The sequence below is a fragment of the Mucilaginibacter ginsenosidivorax genome (assembly GCF_007971525.1).
GTDB lineage: Bacteria > Bacteroidota > Bacteroidia > Sphingobacteriales > Sphingobacteriaceae > Mucilaginibacter > Mucilaginibacter ginsenosidivorax.
The window spans coordinates 1,215,723-1,237,441 of record NZ_CP042437.1 but is presented as its reverse complement, the minus strand read 5'-3'; the positions used below and the strand labels follow the sequence as shown (position 1 = coordinate 1,237,441).

The following is a 21,719-nucleotide window of genomic DNA, read 5'->3' as shown; positions in this document are numbered from 1 at the left end:
TTCATGTAGCAGTCCTGATACTTGATACGCGCTACTTGATACTAAAAAAGCTATCTTTCCATAAAAAATCAACCTTCATGACCGATCAGAATTTTACCAACCACAGGCGTTTGGCGCCAGGTTATCATTACGTATTAACCCTTTTACTTTTAGTTGGGGTTATATCAGCCATAGTAAATGTAGTATTGCAATGGGGCACCAGCGGATTGATGACCTCGCTACTGATATTGCTATTGTTTACCTGTTTGCTTTTTGTTTTTATCATGATGCGCACTTTTCCGCTAAAAGCGCAGGATAGGGCCATACGTGCCGAAGAAAGCCTGCGTTACTTCATACTTACCAGGCAGCCATTAAGCAGAAACCTTAGTATAGGCCAGATAGCCGCGCTGCGTTTTGCAGCTGATGAGGAAATGGTTCAGCTTGTCGAAAAAACATTAGCCGATAACCTTAAACCCGACGAGATTAAAAAAGCCATCCAAACCTGGAGAGCCGATTATCATAGGGTATAAGGTTAAACTCTAAATCCCAAAATTTGAACCCCAAACGCTAAATTCTAAATCCCAAATTCGAAGATTGGAAGTCGGGATATTAAAAGACTGACTTTTAGAATTTAGATTTTAGGATTTAGAATTTTTCACCCCCTTACCTCCAGGCTCCCAAAATAGCGCCCATAAGTGTTAGGGATACTAAACTGTAGCCGCCATTGATAAATATAAGGCGCCAGCTTTTAAGTTCAAACAGGCTCATGGTGGCAATGGCACTGAATGTCCAGATGCCGGCAAGGGCGCCTGCTGTTGTACCCCAGGCCAGGTCTGTTTTTGCGTCGGCCAAAAAGGCTGCCAGGTTTGCGGCCATAATGAGCGAAAAAATGGCGGTCATTCCAAATATCTTTAGCTTATTGCCGGCCTTTAAATCGTCTTCATTAAGTTTATTATCGGCTATCCAGGCTTTGGCAAACATGATTGGCGAATACCAAATACCGCCTACTAAAAATGACGAGAGAGCAGCCACCACAACGGCAGCCCAGTTGATTAAATTAGGGTTCATAATGATAAGTTTATGTGTGATTTATGTGTAACTAAAGTTATCTGTTTTTGGAATAAACAACAAAGATTTTTTGTGGAATGAGGGGGCTGATTTTAGGATTTGGAGGATCTGGATACTACCTAAGGCATGTTGTAATTTTGATTGCGCAGGCCTGTCACCCTAAGCCTGTCGAAGGGGCGTGCGGAGAGGCCTTTGCCCGGTATGCTTCGATAGGCTACCCATGACAACGCTCTTTAGTATGTCATTTCCCCTTTAGCGTTTTGGCGATATGTTACCACTAACCATAGCGTATTTCGGGTCAAAAAAACATTGGCTTTGAACGCAGGCTAAGACTCACCCGGCTACGCTTCGCTGGACCACCCTCTCTCCGGCTGCGCCGCAAAGAGGGTTGAGGAAATAAAAAAAATATTTTTAGCCCCTTTATGCGCAAGTCGGAGAGAGGGGCAGACGGGCGGAGCCTCGTCGGGGTGAGTCGACTCGCCGCCTTGCTAAAAACCTATTTCACATTAAAATGTATTACCTGCCTGCCTAAATTACCGTCGCCATCAAGGCCTTCAATAATGGCCCGGTATGAGCCACGTGCGTCGCTGTTGTAAAAGTTAAAGGCGGCTACGCCATTTTTATCGGTAATTACTTTAGGGTTCCAGTATATGGTGTTCCTGAGATCGAGCCCTATTACGCTGCTTTTGCCAACTTCGTATTTAGGCACGTAAAAATCCCTGGCTTTGCTATAGCCTTGTACCGCAAACGTAATTACGTTTTGTTTGGGTATCAAAGCCATTAATTGCGACAGCGAAATTTTTTGAGTTTTAATCACTTTTTTGTGTATGATCATAACACCTTTTGTACCGTTTACCCGGTTTATGCCGCTTAAACCATCGTTCAAAAATATCTCTACCGATTCTACGTCATCGCCACTCATTGATGCCAGGTTGCTAACATCAATCTGGGCGCTGTTAATATAAATTTGTACCGGAGTGGTTTTTTTTCCCTGGTTATAATCGCGGGTTACATAAAAGTTATTATCGGCATAAGTTAAGCCAAGCGCCATGGTGCTTAAGCAATTGATCAATATAGGGCAGCCTTTAAGCTGGTCGGGGTTGATTTCATGATCAGCCTGAGGGCTTAAGCCTGCAAATGTGCCATAATCGGAGTGGCTGGCTTTTTTAACAACAGATTTTGCCTTAATTACTACCTCTTTAAGCACCCTTGAGCTTTGATATTGTTTATGGCTGTTTTCCAGGTAGGGGCGTATAACGCTATCGATATTCACAATTTCATCGGCAACATTGGGGTTTTTGTTTACCTTTTGGTAAAGTTCGCCATTAACATTTATCACCATGTTGCGGCCATTGGGGTTATTGCGGGCACTCAAAGTGATTTTTGAAGTATCTCTGACCATTACGTCAGAAAATTTGAAGTTACCCGCCATATCGGTAAGGGTTTCGGCCGAAAAATTATTATCCGGCACAATAAGGCGAATGCTGCCCTTGCTAACCGGCAGCCCGGTATTGGTGCGTAATATACCCGATACCTCGATGCCCTGTTCAGGTGCTGTATAAATAGGCGGGTTTTTATCGGCCAGTATATCCTCGTAATTAAAACGGGTATAACCCTGGGTAAGCATCAAAATATCAAGATTATCTGCTTTTTCCTGGTCGGGTTTATTAAAGTAGTAGTTGGGTTTTTCGATGTAGCCTTTAAGATCAGATGTAAGCAGAATGTAACTTAATATGGTTTGTTCGTTATTTTCTTCGGATGGGATGGTGGCATCATCCAAAACGGCTACCGAAAAGCTGCCTATTACCGGGGCTGTTTTGTTAAGCGCCGTTACCGACATTTTTACGTTTTGCCGAACAGTATATGATGGCTTATCTGTTTTTAAATTAAGGCTCAGCTGATCGTTATGCTGTATAAATACCAGGCGCTGGCACAACGCGTAGCCGCCCGATGAAAACAACGTTATTTGCAATATACCGGTAGGGAATTTTGCTTTCGGGATGGCTGCCGAATAGCTTAAATCTTTTAACACGGTAGAAGCCGCGTAATATATAACACCCCCGCTTTGTGCTACCAGGTAAAAGCTTTTGTTTTGCTTGCGCTGCAAAAACACATCATTGGCAGCTATTTTTATGTTGAGATTATCGGGGTCGCTGTTATTAACGGTAAGGCCTATGCCCATACTTTGTACCCTTGGTAACTTGTATACTGCCGATGAGCCATTGGGAAAGGTAACAGTGGCGGTGTATAACTTACCACTCTCTGGTGTCATGGCAAATACACCCATCCCCAGGTGGGCCGATGTAAATGTGGCCACCTCGGTTCCTGCATCATCAGTTATTTTGCCCTTAACATCGGCTCCCAGGCCCTTGGCGTTGATAGCCTTAAATGCTACTTTGGTGCGCACGCCATTGGTTAACTGGCCACTTTCCGGGAAAAACTGAACGTCGAAATTGGTTATCGATCCTGTTAGCGGGAAGGTGTTGGTAATAAAATTGCGGTCGCCCATATCAATAGCCGTCACCAGCGACCCTGAAGTAAGGGTTGGGGCGTCGTTTTCCGGCAGTTCAACCAATAAGTTACCTTTGGCATCGGTTGTGCCTTTGCCTTTGGCTATGGCGTCGCCATTGCGTACCAATTGCCAGCTTACTTTTTTTTCGGCATAAGGCGCACTTGTGGGGTCTTTATAAACAATATTTGCGTTTAGCTTGATCAGGCCACCCTTTTTGCCCGAACTTTTGTAGCTAATGAAGGTATTTACCTTATTATCAATAGCGTTACCAATGTTTATAGTACGGTCATAAAAATACTCGGCATCAAAATTACGCATCCAGTTGGTGTATGCCCTAATGCGGTAAGTGCCTTGTTTTATGGTTTCGCCATCCAGCGTAATGTTTCCGTTGGCAAAACCGCTTTTTAAAGGTAGCCGCAAACCTGCTATCACCGAATCCTGGCTGTTAAGCAAATCCACATAAACAATACCGCTAAGGCCCGAAGGCTGGTGTTTCTCCACCGTTACATAAGCTTTAAGCCAGATGGTATCGCCTGCGGCATAATAAGGCTTATCCAGGTGCAGGTAAACTTTTTCTATCGGAAAGGATGTGGAATACTTCGCGGTTTTTTCGATAACGGAATTAATAGGGATACTATCCTGCTGCGCCATTGCGGCCAAGCCAAAAGATAAAAACAGCGATGCTACGAGTAAAAATTTTCTTGATATCATTAATATAATATAAAGCGGCTAACGGGGCTAATATAAACATTTAGGGCTGTTGCATACCGGGCGCACACAGCATTTAACATTTTTTTACAAACTGGCAGGATTTGAACTACGTTTTACAATGAACGCTTAAAAATACGCTGCATTGTTTTACATGGCGAAAGTTAAAGCCATTTGGCAGCACAGTGCAGAAAATAACATGATTGTTACTTTTTGTAATGACAAATGGCTGCAAAGCAAGGCTATTTTGCAGGCGCCATTTTACCTTCAACATGTACAGATACCATGCTTGAATGTACGATACCCAGTGTAGAGCCCGGTTTTACACCAAGATAAAACTTAAAATAACTATCCATAATACCGCTGGCCATCCTGTTGTAGGTTTGGGCAAATTCGGGGCCGCTTATGTCAAGGTCAATAAGCGGTTTGCCGTAATGCATACCGCCCTTATCATCAATATACATGGTGAACGAATAATAAAAATCCTTGTATGCTTTGTTAATCACGATATCATAAGTAGGGTCGAGGTAATCATCGGATGGGTCGAAATTGTTTTCGATGCCAGGCTTTGTAATGCGTTGTTTGACTGTTACCTGTGGGCTGCGGCTGGTAATTTGGGCCGGCTGCCTTGCCGAAAACTGTTTTTTATAATCGGCATTTGCTTTTGCCGCCAGCGAGCGGATAAACAGGGTATCCTGCCGGCTGGGGTGCCTTAGTATTGATGTATCGGTATGCAATACATTTTTTACATAGTTATCGGCATAAAAGGTCATGTACACTTTGGTGCCCTTGATATCAAGCGAATCGCCTTTTTGTTTAATAATTTCAAGAATAAGGCTATCCTTAGTCATTTTTTGCACCTTTAGCCAGGAGCGGGCGGCATTAAAAATAGAATCGTATCCGCGTGTAAGCGGAAAGTTGATGAATGCTTTTTTGGTAGGGCTGTAAATACTTACCGAATCGTCCGATTCAAATTTAAGTTTCCACTGCGGTTCAAGCTGGTAGCCATATTCGTTAAATGATAACCCGTTTTTTTGCCTGCGTTTTACTTCGGAATAGTTGATGCCATTGTAAGGCTTAAAATCTATTAATTCTTTTTTTTTATTGCCAGGACCGCCGCTGCAGCCCATTTGCGCAAGCGAGATGATTGTAAGCAGTATAAAACCAGCCAGTTTTATTGTTTTTATATTGATAGATAGCATACGCCTTAAAGATATAGATAATTCAATAAACAGCTAAAACGGACTTTAGATTTTGGAGATTTAGGGTTTTTAAGCCAAAGGACAGAGGACTTTTGCACAAATGATTTTAGCATTTATCCAAAATTTTTTTGCCAACGAAATAATGAACCAGCTAACCAATAAACGAATTAAATTCCTGTTATTCCCTGCACATGGATGTTAATTTTGCTGGCATGCAGCATGTTCAATGTTTTGCCTGGTGTAACTTTCAGGTAATGCTTTAAATAGCCGTTCATGACGGCGGTAGATTGATGTATGTAGTTGTCTTTTAAGGATTGGCCAAGAAAGGGTATGAGCGGCTCATTATAATGCATTTGCCCATCAGCATCAATATATACGCTGAATGAATAGTAAAAATCAGCATAGGCCTTAGTTATCGCGATGTCAAACGTAGGGTTCATATAATCGTCAGATGTATCAAAATGATTAAGCAGGTCACCTTCGGCAATCCATTTTTTTACTTTCACCTTGTGGCTTGTGCTGGATAACGTAGCGGGCTGCCTTGCTGCAAATGCCTTGGTATAATCTTTATTAGAGGCATCAGATAATCTTTTGATGAAGAGCGAATCTTTGTGGTTTGCTCTTTTTAATATAGCGGTATCGGTGTGCAGGGTATTTTTGATGTAATTATCAGCATAAAAGGTCATATAAATTTTTGTTCCCCGCTTATCAACGGTGTCGCCGTATGAATTAATTATTTCCAGTTTCAGGCTATCCCGGTTCATTGCTTTTACTTTGAGCCAGGTACGCGCGGTATTAAAAATAGAATCGTAGCCACGCGTTAACGGAAAGTTGATGAATTTTCCCTTAGTTGGGCTATAGATACTTGCCGAATCGTTAGATACAAAGTTGATACGCCATTGAGGCTCCATCTGGTAACCATAGTTAGTGAACGAAAGACCGTTTGCTGTGTGTCTTGAAATTTCTGAATAAGCTACTCCCCACACCGGTTTAAATGATATCAGGTCTTTTTCGCCGTTGTGTTTAACAATAGGAGGTTGTTTACAGGCCAGGTTAAAGAATATTGAAAGTGTTAGTAATAATACCGGTAGCTTTGTTTTTGTTATCATCAGGTAAAGGGTTTCGGTTTTAAATATAGGTTATTGATTTAATAAAATAATATTTGCGGAGCTTTTATACTATTTGCCGGGCTTGTAATTTTAAAACCAACCGGCAGCTAAGCAGTTAAATAATAAAACAAGAAATCATGGGAGTTGAAATAGAGCGTAAATTTTTAGTTGACCACAATCAATGGCAACAAATGCCAAAGCCCATAGGTACTTACTTTAGGCAAGGCTATATTTTAAGCGAGCCCGGTAAAACTATCCGCATACGCGTAACGCCTGATGAGGGTTTTATAACTATAAAAGGAGGCACTACCGGTTTAAGCAGGTTGGAGTATGAGTATGCAATCCCTGCCGTTGATGGTGAAGAGCTGTTGAATAATTTTGCCATATCCGAACTGAAAAAACGCAGGTATCGGATTGATGTTGGCGGCAAAGAATGGGAAGTAGACGAGTTTTTAGGCGATAACAAAGGCCTGCTGGTTGCCGAAATTGAACTGGAAAGCGAAGATGAAAAATTTATACTGCCGCCCTGGGTTACTACCGAGGTTACCGGCGAGGCCAGGTATTACAATTCCAATTTATCGGTGTTGCCGTTTTGCAAATGGTAGCAACATCAGGCACACTCGGGCAAACCCAGTAAAATATCCGTTTCAGGATCTCCGCTTATAGTTTTTACATATTTGTTGCCTTTGGGGCAAAGTGCCGGTATCAGGCAGGTTTTATTGCCATATTCGTCAATAATGTAGGCTTCGCCGTCCTCGTTCTTTATCCAGTCGTAAAGTTTTGCGCGTTCGGTTATTCCTTTAACGTTTATTCGCTCGTTAATCCACTCCAGCGAATCAATTGCCACATACGGGTTATCATGTGGTGTTTCATCGGTTTTAATACAAAGAATACGTACAGCCATGGTTAAAATACTTTAATTAATCAGGTGCGATAAAATTAAAGCAAAAAGAAAAATGCTGAAATAGGTGTTTTCACCCATTTGGGCGTACGTAGTTTTACTTATGAACAACCTACGCTACCTGTTGCAATTATCGGGGCTGAGCGTAAAATAAGTAAAGCGCGCCGGTATGGCTGCCGTGCCCTTTACAAAGCCGCTTATGGCAAAAATACCAATATAGCGGGGCTGCATCTCAAATTCCTGGCTTGCCACTTGCTTAAAGGCGCCGTTGGCACTAATACCGCCTGCATACAGGAAACGGAAAGTTTTGCCATGCTTTTCGATGCGTAGAGCAGAGTTTTGAAGATTGTTAAGAATTACAGGGTTATTGCGCGTGCTGTCGTTTAACAGAACAACCGGGGCATGCGCTATCTCTTCCGGTTTTCCGAAACCGTTGCCCAGGTAGGTAATAGCCTGCACTAATATTTCATTAGGCCGCTTATAGCCTCCAAAGTAATCATTATAAGCTAACGACAGGCGAATGCTTTTGCCGGTAAACGTTGTATCTTCCAGGAGCAAAATACCTGCCTGCTGCCATTCCTGTAGGGGGATAAAATTATCCAGGTGAATTTCGGCGGTAAAACAATCAGCGTTTATTTTTCTAAGCAATAAGTTTGATATGCCAGGTTTAGCATCCGGGCTGGGCCAGTTGTCGCCATTAAGGGTAAATAAGGATAGTACACCTGGTTTCTCGTTCTTTTTGCTCCAGTACAACGTTTTTTTAGCCTGCACAAACCAGCCATTATTGGTAATTGCTTTATCGCTTACATCCCTGAAGGTATCGGTAAATGACAGGGCTGTGGAATGCGGATACAAAAACAGGGCTAAAATTAAAACTGCCGCCAGGCCTGCAACCAATACTACAACTTTGCCGGCCGGTTTTTTCGCCGTTTGTTTTTGTACCACTTGCTGAAATTGTTTGCGGTACAGGAACCAATAAGGGTGATAGCTTTCATTGTTTTTACGCTGAATTTCGGTTATACGTGGTGCTTTAAGTACATACCGGGCAAGGGTATCTAATGTAGCTGTTGATGGGTTTTCCTGCTTTGTTGGGTTGCCATCTAAAATAAATATCGAATAGTTTTTAACACTCTTCCAGCCTATGGTGAGGCCTGTTTGCTCCTCTACATTATTACAGAAAATCTTGCTTTCCGTTTCAGGAATAATTCCGGTAAGATGCCGGCCAAAACATTTTTGGTAAGCTTCCTTAAATAATGCTGCAAAAACTGAAAAATCAGATGTTGTCATAAAGTGTTGATTGGTAGTTTTTTGTAGTTCCGCATTCAGAATTACGCCAAAATTACGCTGCAATTACGCCCTTCTAAAATACATCAAAACATCTTTACCAACAGGCCACAAAACGTGGTGTTTTTTAAAAAGTCAGTTTCATCATTTAGCACACGGTATCATGAAATTCAGGTTGTTGTTCATTTGTTGTGTTTTTTACGGCGGCGCGTTTGCGCAAATCCTCCAGGTACATTACGATTTGCGGCACACGGTAGATCCCGACCGCAATCCCAAAAACTTTTGCTCATTGTATTTTGAGTATTTTAAAGCGCAGGATAGTACATCCGCTTTTTTTAAGCCGGGCGCATTTTTTTTAAAGGTACAAACAGATATGCGGGGGCAGCAGGGTAACATTGCCCAGTCATTTATCCAGGCTTCGCAAAGCTTTAGGTTTTGGAAACCAAAAATAAACATTGCAATACAATATAGTGGCGGCCTTGGTGTAACCGAGCCAAAACAATACAGCTATTACATTAATAACGCATTCTCCGTTGGGCCAAGCTATGCCTTTACCTGGAAGGGTGCTTTTTTCAGCAACACCTTAAGTTACACTTATAATGCGGCGAAAAAGCCCGGTAACGATTTGATGTATTCCTTTTACTGGGGCAAAGGTTTTTGGAATTACAAGGTTGAATTTGCGGGCGATTTTGAGTTGTATACCCTTAATAAAAACCAGGGCGACCCAACTACCCAAAACCTGCGTGGCAAACGCCTTTGTTTTTTTGGCGAACCCCAGCTATGGTTTAACTTTAATAAAACTGTAGGCGCCGGCACAAGGGCCTTGCTATATTACCATGTAACCACTACCGATAATGTTTTGCAGCTTTGCCCAACTGTGGCGCTTAGGTTTAAGCTTTAAAAAATAGAGGGTGTTAAAATACAAAAGCCCTGGTTTAAGCATAACTCAAACCAGGGCTTTTGCGGTTAATAAAATATTAAGCCCAGCCAGTTCCTTTTTTAGCGTTACCTTTGGCAATGTGCTCTTCGGCAGTGGCTTTGCCCATGATAGCAGCCATTTTGTTACCTGCACCATCCGTACCGGTAGCAATGTACCTTCCAGATTTAATGTCGATCACAGGATCAACCATTGGTACATTCTTAGTTTTGGTTTTCACTGAATACGCGGTAATACCGCTTCCTTTTTCTGTTGCCATGATAAGTTCTTTTTATTTAATTTAAGTTAACCCGATTACTGCCGAATTGTTTTCGGCCTACTCACAATTGGTTTTACAGTGTAAACATGCATTAAAAAATTTTAATTCAAAATATTTGGCATAAATAATTTGTTAACACATTTAATGCATTGTTAATAAAAAAATAGCTTGAGGCGGTTTACCAGCATCTGTTGCGAAACTAAATATATTTAAAAGGCAGTTTTAAGTAAGCCGAGTGCACTTTTTTAACATTATGGCTTTGCATTTTGCATTAACGCACTATTGAATTTAACAATGAGGTTGAACAGCTCGCGGTACTTATTTAAAGGGAGTGTGGCGCTTATATCAAATACGTCATGGTAAGCTTTTATGCCGCCAAGGGTGTAAATAAAAAATGCAGGCACCCCTTTTTCGGTAAATAAATAATGATCGCTATTGGCCGCTTTACCCCGTTTGGCCACTTTAACAAAGTAGTGGTTATCGTTATTTATCTGCTGCATGGCGGCAAATTCATTGGGGTAGACGGTGGCGTTCACTACGGTTATTCCTTCAATGCCGGTGCCGTTAAGGTCAAGGTTTATTAAAAAGCGAATCTTTTTAAGGTCGATCAAGGGATTTTCTGTGAAGTATTTTGAGCCGAGCAGGCCAGCCTCCTCGCCCGAAAAGGCAATAAAAGCCATGGTGTACGGCTGTGGATGGGCGGCATAGTATTTGGCCAGGCTTAGCATTTGGGTTAGTCCGCTGGCATTATCATTGGCCCCGGGGAAGTACGTATTGCTGCCCATGCCGCCTAAATGATCGTAATGGGCGGTAATCACCAGGATGGAATCGGGCTTAACCGTACCCCTAACCACACCACAAACATTTGCAGTTTTAAAATCGGGAATGAGTTGGTTATCTATAGCTACGGTTAATGAAGCTGGCAACTGTTTCAGCGCTTTTTTATCAACCTGTATCACTGTAAAATCAAGCGCCTTACCTTCAACAGACCAGGTGAGCTTGTCTTCCAGCGATACAATAACCCTGTTTTGCCTGTCCACAAAATGCGTGCTATCAGTTTGTTCCAGCTTGCCCGTGCCTGTTGCGCCCCGGCTGTCGGGGCTCACAATGAACTCCTTGCCGGGGATAAGCCTAACCCCGTTGATGGTGACATCCATTTTGCCTGGGAAAATATTAACCGGGTAGCTAAACTCCTGCAGGTAATTTTTGCCCGTCATTGGTTTTACACCATAGCTTTTAAACTGTGCCGATATAAACGCTGCGGCCTTATGCACACCATCATGGGTATAACCACGCCCCCAAAAGTATGGCGAGGTAAGTGTATCTACCAGTTTACGGGCAAACAGGCTATCTTGCGCAAAGGTGGCACCCGATATAAAGAGGAGTAATAAGGTCAGTTTAAATTTCATTGCCTAAAATTATATAATTTGTTTAATTTTTGCAGATAGACAGCAATTGCCCAGGGAAATTGCATTTAAAAGTTGATCCGGAAGAAAGGTAGCTCCTAAAGAGCAAAAAAAGGGAACTACTCGTTTTTCTACAAACGGGTAGCCTCTGCGAGCAATGCTATTAAGTTATGAGGCTGTTTAAAAACGAGAGCTATTCATTGCCGTTGACTTTAGTCAACGGTAAAAGAAAGCATCGCAGCTGGCTTTAGCCAAATTATTCAAGCGGAATTTGGCTAAAGCCATTCGCCTTTTAATCATTATTCCGTTGACTAAAGTCAACGGCAATGATTTTATTAGATACATAAATAAAATAAATCAAATTTAAACAGGCTCTAAGAGAAGCGGAAAGTGAGAAATAATATCGAACACTGAATTTCGAATATCCAACGCCGAAGTTTTTCCTTCATTATTCGAAATTGGGCATTGGGTGTTCGATATTAAATTGGCCTTAATTCCTTAACTTAATAGCATTACTCTACGAGACAGCTTAAAAGTGTATTATTAAAAAAAAGTTAACCGTTTGTAGAAGAAGAAGTTTAAACACGATTCGCCTGATTAATTGCCCTGATAAAACTAACTTGCCAAGGCCATACAACGCCAGCTACCAATGAACTAATGAACCAGTGAACCAATGAACGTCAACCGGATAAATTATTATAATATATTAGGCATGCTTGCCGCGGCGTGCCTGGCTATTGTTATCCCGTTTGAGCTGGTGCTGATATCCTACGCTACGCTTGGTCCGCTGCATTACTTTACCGAAATATCCTGGTTAAACGGCAAACGATATTTTACCCTCAAAAAGTACGATCCTTTGTTTATTGCCGGGGTGGTGGTTATCTCCGTTTTGCTTAAACTGCCATACCCCTATGTTATTTACTACGCGTTTGGCCTGTCGTTCATATTGCTGGTCATTCCGGGGGCAATTATGCGCGTTATCGTTTTTACGGTGATTGTAGCGCTTGGTTACTTTTTGCTTACCAATAATATATTGCGCACTATTTTTGGCTTGTACCTGCCTACGCTCATCCATGTTTACGTTTTTACCGGGTCTTTTTTGCTGTTGGGGGCATTAAAAAACAAAGATTTTTCGGGCTATCTGGCATTTTTTACCTTTTTAATTTGCCCCGTATTACTGTGCGTGTTGTTTACGGGTTTGCACAACGCCCCTGCGCAATGGGCTATGCATAACTACGGGCATTTTGCAAATTTGAATACAACAACCCTGCGCAGTAAAACCATCGATTTGTACAACAACAAAACCAGTATTATACTCACCCGCTTTATTGCCTTTGCTTATACCTATCACTACATTAACTGGTTTGCCAAAACCAGTGTAATTAACTGGCACCGCATTACCATTACCAGGGCAACAATTATTGGTATTTTGTGGCTTGCATCGGTAGGCCTGTATTTTTACAACTATAACCTGGGGATACGCTGGCTATATATCCTGAGCCTGGCGCATGTGATACTGGAATTTCCGCTTAACCAGCGCAGCTTTATGGGGATAGGGAGGGAGTTGAGGGGGCGGTTTACGGCGTGATTTTTTATCGTGCAAAAACGCAAAAGCGTGCAAAGCTTAATTCGATGTTCCGTTTCTTTACTTATCTGCGCAAGATAAAACTACAATACTATTTTTATCTTATAATATGACGTGTTTGTAAGTTGTTGACTGTTAGTGTAAAATACCTGTCATTGCGAGGCACGAAGCAATCCCCTATATGCTAAGTCCCACATCGTTCGGGATTGCTTCGTGTCTTATAATGACATGATTATAATACGTTGATTATCAAGTGTATTTTTTTATTCCCCTCTCGAGAGGGGGCGCGGTGGGAGGTGAGTTGGCAGGGGTGTGTTTTCCGCGTTTCATTGCGCGCGCATAACACACCCCTCCGCCCCTCTCAAGAGGGGAATCGCACATTTCCACCGCTTTTTTTAAAAGGATTCGCAAATATTTTATTGTCCACAACAACTCCGCTCGCAACCATGTCATTACTGTTTTTTCCAGCTTAGCTGGTACCCACTCGCAATGACGATAGCTTAGTGCATTGATTTAACTATAATTTTGTTGCAGGTCATCACTGTTTTTTTCAGGTTTACCTGGTGGTTACTTGCAAAGACGCGAAGGGCAAAGTTTTTCGATTCCTGTCATGCTATGAAAGTATTCAGTTCCTAAATCTATTTTTCATTCTTTGCGTCTCCGCGCGACATACGCTCATCTACATAAAACTATCAGCTTCCCTATAAGCCTTTATCAGCGCCAGTTCGCCTTCTTTTCCTTGCCCGGCGGTGCCGTGCTCCATTCCTAAAACGCCGCGGTAGCCTTTGTTATAAATATGTTTGAAAATGTTTTTATAGTTTACCTCGCCGGTGCCGGGCTCTTTACGGCCGGGGTTATCGCCAATTTGATAGTATCCTATTTCGTCGTAAACCAAATCGAGGGTAGGGATGATGTTGCCCTGGTTGCGCTGTACGTGGTACATATCGTACAATATTTTGCATGACGGACTGCCTACAGCTTTGCAAATGGCATAAGCCTGGTCGGGCGTGCGCAAAAACAGGTCGGGGTTGTCACTTAGCGGCTCCAGCACCATAATAACGCCATGAGGTTCTAAAATGGCTGTGCCTTTTTTAATGGCCTCTATTACATTACCGGTTTGCACGCCAATGGGCAGGTTGCGCACAAAATCGCCGGGTACAACAGTTACCAGTTTGCTGTTAATGCGTTTGGCAATTTCTACAGCCTGCTTGCATGATGCAATAAATTTCTCCACCTGATCGGCCTTACCGGATGCCAGCATGTTGCTGTCGTTACCCAAACCCGGCTGAACAAATACGCCCATGGCCATGCCCAGTTTGGCCAGGGTATCGCCAATTTTTTTCTGCTCATCTTCGGTACGGTGGCTCATTCCATTATCCTCAATCGAGCGGAAGCCTTTATCATACGCAAATTTTATCTGCTCAACAAAATTATCACCGGCATGGTTTTTAAACATACCATCGTGAATACCATAATTAAGATTGAAAGGCTTGTCGGCGGCGGTTGTTGTCACCCCAGCCGGGTCGGCACAGCCGGTAAGTGTAGCCGCATTTAATACACCGGTACTTAATAATGATGCGCCCGCAAGCATCGAGCTTTGCACAAAGTTTCTGCGTTTCATAGGCCTTGATTGGTTTGAGCAGGCAAGATAGTTTTATTGGAGGCAAAATTCAAAAGTAATAAATCTAAAATATCTCAGTGGCTGTCTAAATTTGATTTAGATTATTTATGTATCACTTAAAAATCATTGCCGTTGACTTTAGTCAACGGAATAATGGCTGAAAGGTGAGTGGCTTTAGCCAAAGTCCGCTTGAATAATTTGGCTAAAGCCAGCAATTATAATTTTTTTGCCGTTGACTTCAGTCAACGGCAATGAATAATTCCGTTTTTAGAACAGATTCTCAGTTCAATATCGTCTATGATTACTTGGTAGCATTCATAGGAATCGTTTTTAAAAGTTGATCTTGAAAAAAGGTAACTCCGAAGGAGCAAAAAAAGATTAACTATTTAGTTCTACAAACGGGTAGCATCTACGAGGCAGCTTAAAATGTATTTACTTGTATGTAGATGAAAAAGTTTAAAACCGATATCCTTGAGGAAGTATTTTGAATTTATATAGCTTTAAATCAGTGTATTGTATAAAATAACTTAAAAAACAGTTATATAACGTAAAATTTAGTTGTATAACTGAAAAATCAGTTATATATTTGATTTATGGAAGAGCTAACAAAAACAGAAGAGCGTGTAATGCAGGTAATATGGCAGTTAAAACGATGCTTTGTTAAGGATATTATTGAGGCGTTGCCGGATGATCCGAAGCCGCCTTACAATACCATATCATCAGTTGTAAGGCTGCTGGAGAAGAAGGGCTACCTGGATTATAAAGCTTATGGTAAAACCTACGAGTATTTTCCCAAAATAGCCAAAGCCGAGTATCGGAAGGCTTTTTTCAGCCGGTTTTTTGCGGGTTACTTTGATAATTCGGCCGAGAGCCTTTTTTCATTTATGGTGAAGGAAGAAAAGCTGAGCCAGGAAGATATCGACAAATTAAAAGCCATCATCAATAAAAACGAAAAATAATGGAAGCCATAGCCTATTTGCTGCAGGTATCGGCCTGTACCGGTGTTTTTTATATGTTTTATTACGCGTTTTTGCGCAGGCTTACTTTTTTTACCATCAACAGGTGGTACCTGCTGGCAACATTGCTGCTTAGTTTTGTTATACCGGCCATTAAAATACGGGTTGATGAACAGCCACATTATGTAGCTGTAGTACAGCACGTGGTTTACGTGAATGCCCCGGAGGCTATTCAACCAATACCCTTTAACGCCGCTCCCCCAAAAATGGGGCCTGTTGCGCCGCCGGTAAACCGGGCGAGTATCATGGGGTGGGTATATGTAGTAGCTGTTATTTCGTTATCGGGTTACTTATTCATAACACTCATTATCTTTTTTACCAGGATTAAAGGCAAGCCTTTGGCTAAAATGGGAAATGTTAAAATTGTAAGCGGCTACAAAAAGCTTGGCAATGGGTCGTTTTTTAACTATATATTTTTAGCTGATGAAAATATCTGTTACGAGGATCTGAAACACGTAATAGGGCACGAGATGATGCATGTAAGGCTGTATCACTCGGCAGATAGGGTGATAGCGCGGCTGGCACAAATAGCCCTTTGGTTTAATCCGTTTGCATACCTGTTTGCCAGCGCTATTGAAGCCAACCACGAGTTTGAGGTTGATGCAAAAATGACGCATAGTGTTGATAAGCGGGTGTATGCCAACCTGCTGCTGCAGTTATCGGTAACGGGGCAGGGTATGCTGCACAATGGTTTTAGCAAAGTACAGCTTACCGGCAGGATACAAATGTTGTTTAACAAACCATCAAAAAATATGAAAAAGCTAACTTATGTGCTGATTGTACCTATGGTAACCATCAGCTGCCTGGTGTTTGCAACCAGTTTAAAAACCAGCGCGAAAAAAAATGCGCCTGCAGTTACTGTTACAGACACCGCTGTTAAGTACCGGCAAAAAGTAAAATACGGCATAGGGCAACAGTTATCAATGGCAAAATTTAAAGCCTATCAGCAAACAGATGATTATAAAAACAAATCGGCACTGGTTAGGGAGATTATAAATAAAGAAATTGCCATTAAAGTAACAGAACTGATCAGAGATAAAAAGACCGGGATACCGCAGGGATATAAAGTAACTTACAATAGCATGCCGCTTGAAATTAAAACCTTTTACGGCGACGGCAAAGAGCTTTATAGCCTGCTTAATGTTGGCGATGAAGTTACCGTAAAGCTATTTGGCGGCGGTATTGGCGAGGGTATCCCGGTAGTGTTTTTTCCGCAATACATTGTCAAAAACAATGTCAGGATCTTTCAGCCGGTGCAGCCGGAAACCATCCGGGAATATCCTTTTTTATATGAAGTAAACCGGGTTAGGTTCACCGATGGCAAGGTTGCACAAATTGAGAAAGACAGCAATGGAAAATGGAAAACCGCGGTAATTGAAAAAGATAATGGCTACAGGTTTAACCTGGCATTCAAGGCCAACTCTCCTGATTTTGCCGGCATCAAACAAGGCGACCAGGTAAGGCTGCGTTTTGTACACGAGGTTAAAACAGGGAAAAAAGTATACGCCGTGAATGATTGGGTTTCGATATCCGAAAATATAGCGGATTACGGATTTAAAAACCCGGATATGTTTTACAAATTTTATGAAAAAATGTAAAACGGTTTATGCCCAATCGTTTTATCTGAATCCGGATTGACCAGGTTTATTAAAATTCCTTCATCCTATAATGTTTAACCAACAATGGCCATCCTTTTGCAGGGTGGCCATTGTTGGTTTTTTAATTACCCATTTGTTGAATTTTTCGTGCCCTTTCCCAGAGGATTTCCATTCGTCGCTTGCCTAATGTGTAACAACGATTCAACAAAAGCGAAAATATTTACCCCTATTCACCGACTTTAATCCGTTGTTCGCCGACGAAAACATGGCCTATATCTATTTCACCAAAAACAGCTGTAACGTTTTAAAAATGGGGGCGTCTTATTGGTGTATTTAAAATTTACAATATACAATTACTTGACAATCAAAATATTAATATCATGAAAACTACATTAATCACCTTTGCTGCTTCATTACTTTTAGTAGCTGGTTTATCAAACTCAACCTTGGCATTCACAAAAGATACCAAAACTGTTGCCACTGTATTAACCGATGTAAGCAACATCAACAAAATCGAAATCCGCGGTAACGTTGAACTTTACGTATCGGCCGGTACTACCGACCAGGTAAAAGTTTATAATAAATACTACGCCGAAAGCGCCCTGGTACAAAGTTCAAAAGGCGTATTACGTATTACTTCATACAACAACGAAAAATTAGTGGTTTGGGTAACAGCAAATGATTTGCGGGCTATCAGCGCCTATGATAATGCCGAGGTTAAATCATTCGGTAACCTATCTGCCATCGAGTTGGAAGTTAGCCTGCATAACAACGCCACTGCCAATTTAAAACTGGATGTTTATACTGCTACCGTAAATACAAGCGATAAATCAAAAATTGAATTATCAGGCACTGCCGAAGTTTATACTTTGAACCACAACACCCAATCGAGCGTGAACAATAACAAATTCATCGCCCAGGCCTACACAGATAAAGTGACTAACAGCGCTGCAAAACATAATGACGATTTAGCAGGCATATAATCCCCCGGAACACTTTTTGCAAAAGTCCATCATATAATACTACCGGAAGCTATCATTGATACATGATGGCTTTTTTGTTTTAGCCGGGCTACATCGTGGCCATTTGGATTTAACAGTTGAAGTGGCTCGGCCGGTGTTCAAAATAACTATAGGCTTGTTGCTACGTCTCCATTTATAAATTAACTTTGCGCCATGCCTGTTACCTATAAATTTATCAAAGAGCCTACCAACCGCTGGTATATTGACCTGCCCGATTGGCAAGGCGTGCACGCCGATCTGGAAATGGTTGAAGGCGCCGACACCATGCTTGACTATGTTGGCCAGGGTGCCCGCGAAGTGGAACTGCAATTGGCCGAAGAGCCTTTTGAAAACGCAACCCCGCTTCAACTTATTGAGGATTACCGCGACCATGTAGGGGGCGGCATTTATTTGCTTGCCCAATACAACGGCGAAGTGCTTAACCAGAAAATGTGGCTCTGCGGCGTTACCGAATTTGTGTTTGGTAAACTGCCCGAGGTTATCTATTTCAGGAAGGTATAACTGACTTGGTTAGGGCGGCAATCAACTGGTTGGTTTCAGTTATTTTAAAGTGCCGGTTTAATTGGTCATTGGCCCGCAAAGAAAACCTGGCGGCAGCCCCGGGCAGTTTTAAAGTACTCTTTTTTACACTGCTTTTTCTGAATTTTTTTCGTAAGATTTCTTTGTATCGTTTTTGTGTGAAAAAATGTATTTTTTGTTTCAATAAATAGCGTATTTGTTGCACAAAAGGTTGAATTAATTACCTCATTTTACCTGTTTATGCATGAATAATGGGCTATTTTGAAATATAAAAGGAAGCGAATAAATTTGTGTCGTTCCTATGCATCTCGTTTTAATTTATTTGAATTAGCGTTATCCATTTTTACCTTCCACACTTAAAATTACAGTTGTATATAATGTAATTGTTAAGCCCAAATCAAGCTAAAATCATTTCGCATCCGGGGCTGTAAATTGTGCTTTAAAAAGTGTACCTTTGCGCCATTATTTTCTTGAAAACAAAGCGCTTAATTATCATGCTTTTAGCTTCAACGACGATAAAATAAAACTATTGCAATGAAAAAAATTGTCGACTACAGAAAGCTTTTAAACGTTACCGAAGCTGCAGAATTACAGGAATTAAAATCAAACTACCGCAACATGATGAAAACCTGGCACCCGGATAAGTTCCAGGACGAGAGCAGGGTTGAAGCGGAAGAAAAAAGTAAAACCATTATTGAAGCATACCACTTTTTGGTTAGCATAGCGCCCGAAACCCGTGCGCAATCGTTAACCGAATATACGGCCACCACCACGCTGTCAAACATTGCCGATTTTGAATACAAATCGCAGGTGTTAAAAATTTCGTTTTTGGATGGTAATGAATATGAGTATTTTGACGTTCCCAAAGCGGTTTATGTAAAGCTGATTAATGCCGATTCGCCGGGCAGGTTTGCGCGCAGGCATATTTATAACGAGTACGTTTACCGCAGCGTAAGCAGGCTGGTAGCTACGGCGTAAGCCTGAGGTTTGAGTTGGGTGGTCTGAGGTCTGAATTTGCCGGTATGGGAAAAATCAGCCCTCAGGCCTCACATTTCACAACACAGAATCATCCCCGGTTCAATCGTTCAAAATCTTCAATGGTGTCAATATCAATGGCGCCAAGGCCAAATGGTACCGACATTACATCATCCGGGTAGGCATTGATGAGTTTTTTGGCGCCTTCGCTGCCGGTCAGTTCCATTAATTCCGGAAAGTACTTTTTGTCGAACAAAGCGGGTACTCCCAATGTGTTTTTATACGTGCAGGCAATTATGCCGGCGTCGTTTTCGGCCTTTCGTTCGGTTAACTGGTACAGTAGCAATGGGTCAACAAATGGCTGATCGCAAAGCATCAATATTGCTGTTGTAACTGAAGGTTCTAAGCGCAGCAGTTCGGTTATGCCCAGGCGAATAGAAGAAGCCATGCCTTCATGCCAGTCGGGGTTGTAGGTAATGTTAATTTGCTGGTCGGATATGTTTGGGCGAATTTCGCCTTCATTGGCACCTAATACTACAACCGCGCAATCGCAGCAAGCCGAGGTTAAAGCGGTTTGTATGGCGCGCTGTAATAAAGTTTTACCCTGGTAAACCAGGTTTTGCTTTGGCGATCCGAAGCGGCTTGAAGAGCCGGCTGCAAGTATAATTACCCCCGTCATTCGTTTTTTTAAGTTTTTTTAAGGCATAGATTGATGTACAATTTGCTGCGCCACATGGTTATGGATAGTAGTTTTATAACGTAATGATGTTCCTGCACGGCTCTTTAATATCGCCTGCATTTCGGCAACTATAGAGAGTGCAATTTCATCGGCATTTTCAGATCCTATATCCAATCCCGCGGGTCCAAATATGCTTTCCAGTTGTTGCGGTGTAGTTTCTATACCTTCACCGGCAAATTCATCCAGCATTCTTTGTAATCGTTTTTTTGGTCCCAGCACCCCGATGTATGAGGGGCTGAGCGGCAGCAGTTGCTTTAATACGCAGGCATCGTAATTATAGTTGTGTGTCATCAAAATAATTACAGTACGGTTATCTATTTTTACATACTGCAAAGCGTTCTCGGGTTTTGATATGGTTATTTTTGCAGCAAACGGAAATCGCTCGGGTACAGCATAGTTGGCGCGGCCATCTACCAGGTGAATTATCCAACCCAGAGCGGCAGCTATTTGTACCAGCGGGATAGCGTCATTGCCGGCACCAAATAGCACCAAAGAAACGGCAGGTTGCAGCAACTCGATAAAGCAGGTAAATTTATCGCCATACAAATAGGTTTTAGTTACCGAATTGCCGTTGGTCAATACATGTTTGGCATCTTGCAGCAGGGCTTCCTTAATGGCATCATCAGGAAATTGGCCACGTATTTCTTCGTCCTTATTGAGCAATAGGCAGGTGCCTGGCTGCGGGGCCTGTTTGTCGTTCATGGTAAACAGGGTGATAAGTACCACCGGTTCACGTTTGCTTAAAAATTGTTTAAACAACTGTATTGGGTTGTCCGGCCTATCGGCAAAAATGGGTTCAATCATAATATGGATAATCCCGTTGCAACCCAGCCCAACGCCAAACTTGGCGTCGTCATCGTCGGTAGTATCGTAAGTAACCAGCATGGGTTTGTTTTGGGCCATTACCAGGCGTGCTTTGCGCAGGGCATCGCCCTCCAGGCAGCCGCCACTTATAGCGCCGGTAAGCTGCCCGTCTTCGGTAATAAGCATGCGTGCGCCGGCCCGGCGGTATGATGACCCTTCAACATGTACAACAGTGGCCAGTGCGGTTTGCCTGCCGGCATTATGGGCCGCATCAAAAGCGGCAATTATATCTTTAAGTTCTTTCACCTTGAAATTTCAATGAGTTGGCAATGGATAAGTGAATATCGGGGTATAAGTGGATTTAGCCAATTTTAACCGGCAAAAAAATACATTTAAACCACAAAGGTCAAATTTGTAATTTTTACTTTTACATTAACGATCATCAGCCAAAAACAACAAATTTGTTAATTAACTT

At 42.1% G+C, this 21,719-nt stretch carries 20 protein-coding genes; 9 read left to right on the top strand and 11 right to left on the bottom strand.

Features of this window, described 5'->3' with window-relative positions; translation table 11 throughout:
- Window positions 1–77 precede the first annotated feature (77 nt).
- Complete coding sequence (locus tag FSB76_RS04995) at window positions 78–509, top strand: DUF6526 family protein (protein WP_147052482.1); 432 nt, start codon at window positions 78–80, stop codon at window positions 507–509.
- Between the two features lie 133 nt (window positions 510–642).
- On the opposite strand, the gene FSB76_RS04990 is transcribed toward FSB76_RS04995, so the two are convergent.
- The 4 genes from FSB76_RS04990 to FSB76_RS04975 form a co-directional block, all read right to left on the bottom strand.
- Entirely contained in the window at window positions 643–1,047 is a 405-nt protein-coding gene (locus FSB76_RS04990) for a DUF1761 domain-containing protein (protein WP_147052481.1), read from the bottom strand.
- Between the two features lie 496 nt (window positions 1,048–1,543).
- The gene (locus FSB76_RS04985; RefSeq protein ID WP_147052480.1) at window positions 1,544–4,270 is read right to left on the bottom strand and encodes a carboxypeptidase regulatory-like domain-containing protein; all 2,727 of its coding nucleotides are present in this window, start codon (window positions 4,268–4,270) and stop codon (window positions 1,544–1,546) included.
- 239 nt (window positions 4,271–4,509) lie between these two features.
- Window positions 4,510–5,469: a hypothetical protein gene (locus FSB76_RS04980; protein ID WP_147052479.1), complete on the bottom strand. Its 960-nt coding sequence runs from the start codon at window positions 5,467–5,469 to the stop codon at window positions 4,510–4,512.
- Window positions 5,470–5,636: 167 nt separating this feature from the next.
- Window positions 5,637–6,578 (bottom strand): hypothetical protein, encoded by a 942-nt coding sequence (locus tag FSB76_RS04975; protein WP_147052478.1) that lies wholly within the window; start codon window positions 6,576–6,578, stop codon window positions 5,637–5,639.
- Between the two features lie 137 nt (window positions 6,579–6,715).
- Between FSB76_RS04975 and FSB76_RS04970 the strand changes: the two genes are divergently transcribed.
- Entirely contained in the window at window positions 6,716–7,183 is a 468-nt protein-coding gene (locus FSB76_RS04970) for a CYTH domain-containing protein (RefSeq protein ID WP_147052477.1), read from the top strand.
- 5 nt (window positions 7,184–7,188) lie between these two features.
- Here FSB76_RS04970 and FSB76_RS04965 read toward each other — a convergent pair whose 3' ends face one another.
- Window positions 7,189–7,482: a hypothetical protein gene (locus tag FSB76_RS04965; RefSeq protein WP_147052476.1), complete on the bottom strand. Its 294-nt coding sequence runs from the start codon at window positions 7,480–7,482 to the stop codon at window positions 7,189–7,191.
- A 114-nt stretch (window positions 7,483–7,596) separates the two neighbouring features.
- Complete coding sequence (locus FSB76_RS04960) at window positions 7,597–8,766, bottom strand: hypothetical protein (protein ID WP_147052475.1); 1,170 nt, start codon at window positions 8,764–8,766, stop codon at window positions 7,597–7,599.
- A 160-nt stretch (window positions 8,767–8,926) separates the two neighbouring features.
- Here FSB76_RS04960 and FSB76_RS04955 point away from each other — a divergent pair, with 160 nt between their 5' ends.
- Entirely contained in the window at window positions 8,927–9,664 is a 738-nt protein-coding gene (locus tag FSB76_RS04955; protein WP_147052474.1) for a DUF5020 family protein, read from the top strand.
- Window positions 9,665–9,740: 76 nt separating this feature from the next.
- Here FSB76_RS04955 and FSB76_RS04950 read toward each other — a convergent pair whose 3' ends face one another.
- Both FSB76_RS04950 and FSB76_RS04945 read right to left on the bottom strand, forming a co-directional pair.
- Complete coding sequence (locus FSB76_RS04950; protein WP_147052473.1) at window positions 9,741–9,959, bottom strand: hypothetical protein; 219 nt, start codon at window positions 9,957–9,959, stop codon at window positions 9,741–9,743.
- A 251-nt stretch (window positions 9,960–10,210) separates the two neighbouring features.
- Window positions 10,211–11,368, bottom strand: coding sequence for a M28 family metallopeptidase (locus FSB76_RS04945; RefSeq protein WP_147052472.1), 1,158 nt, complete (start codon window positions 11,366–11,368; stop codon window positions 10,211–10,213).
- A gap of 670 nt (window positions 11,369–12,038) precedes the next feature.
- Between FSB76_RS04945 and FSB76_RS04940 the strand changes: the two genes are divergently transcribed.
- Window positions 12,039–12,953, top strand: a complete 915-nt coding sequence (locus FSB76_RS04940; protein WP_147052471.1) for a hypothetical protein — start codon at window positions 12,039–12,041, stop codon at window positions 12,951–12,953.
- Window positions 12,954–13,629: 676 nt separating this feature from the next.
- On the opposite strand, the gene FSB76_RS04935 is transcribed toward FSB76_RS04940, so the two are convergent.
- A complete protein-coding gene (locus tag FSB76_RS04935) occupies window positions 13,630–14,571 on the bottom strand; it encodes a hydroxypyruvate isomerase family protein (protein WP_147052470.1) in 942 nt (313 codons plus the stop codon).
- Window positions 14,572–15,164: 593 nt separating this feature from the next.
- Between FSB76_RS04935 and FSB76_RS04930 the strand changes: the two genes are divergently transcribed.
- From FSB76_RS04930 to FSB76_RS04910, 5 genes are all read left to right on the top strand, one after another.
- Complete coding sequence (locus FSB76_RS04930; RefSeq protein WP_147052469.1) at window positions 15,165–15,530, top strand: BlaI/MecI/CopY family transcriptional regulator; 366 nt, start codon at window positions 15,165–15,167, stop codon at window positions 15,528–15,530.
- A complete protein-coding gene (locus FSB76_RS04925) occupies window positions 15,530–17,185 on the top strand; it encodes a M56 family metallopeptidase (RefSeq protein ID WP_147052468.1) in 1,656 nt (551 codons plus the stop codon). Before FSB76_RS04930 ends, FSB76_RS04925 begins: the two co-directional genes overlap by 1 nt.
- Before the next feature lie 380 nt (window positions 17,186–17,565).
- A complete protein-coding gene (locus tag FSB76_RS04920; protein ID WP_147052467.1) occupies window positions 17,566–18,168 on the top strand; it encodes a GIN domain-containing protein in 603 nt (200 codons plus the stop codon).
- 192 nt (window positions 18,169–18,360) lie between these two features.
- Window positions 18,361–18,708 carry a DUF6717 family protein gene (locus tag FSB76_RS04915; RefSeq protein ID WP_147052466.1) on the top strand — a complete coding sequence of 116 codons (348 nt, stop codon included), beginning with the start codon at window positions 18,361–18,363 and terminating at the stop codon, window positions 18,706–18,708.
- 552 nt (window positions 18,709–19,260) lie between these two features.
- On the top strand, window positions 19,261–19,704 hold the full coding sequence (locus tag FSB76_RS04910; protein ID WP_147052465.1) for a KTSC domain-containing protein: 444 nt from the start codon (window positions 19,261–19,263) through the stop codon (window positions 19,702–19,704).
- Window positions 19,705–19,792: 88 nt separating this feature from the next.
- On the opposite strand, the gene FSB76_RS04905 is transcribed toward FSB76_RS04910, so the two are convergent.
- Together FSB76_RS04905 and FSB76_RS04900 are read right to left on the bottom strand one after the other, a co-directional pair.
- The gene (locus FSB76_RS04905) at window positions 19,793–20,380 is read right to left on the bottom strand and encodes a nucleotidyltransferase family protein (RefSeq protein ID WP_147052464.1); all 588 of its coding nucleotides are present in this window, start codon (window positions 20,378–20,380) and stop codon (window positions 19,793–19,795) included.
- 18 nt (window positions 20,381–20,398) lie between these two features.
- Window positions 20,399–21,550 carry an XdhC family protein gene (locus FSB76_RS04900; protein WP_147052463.1) on the bottom strand — a complete coding sequence of 384 codons (1,152 nt, stop codon included), beginning with the start codon at window positions 21,548–21,550 and terminating at the stop codon, window positions 20,399–20,401.
- Window positions 21,551–21,719 lie beyond the last annotated feature (169 nt).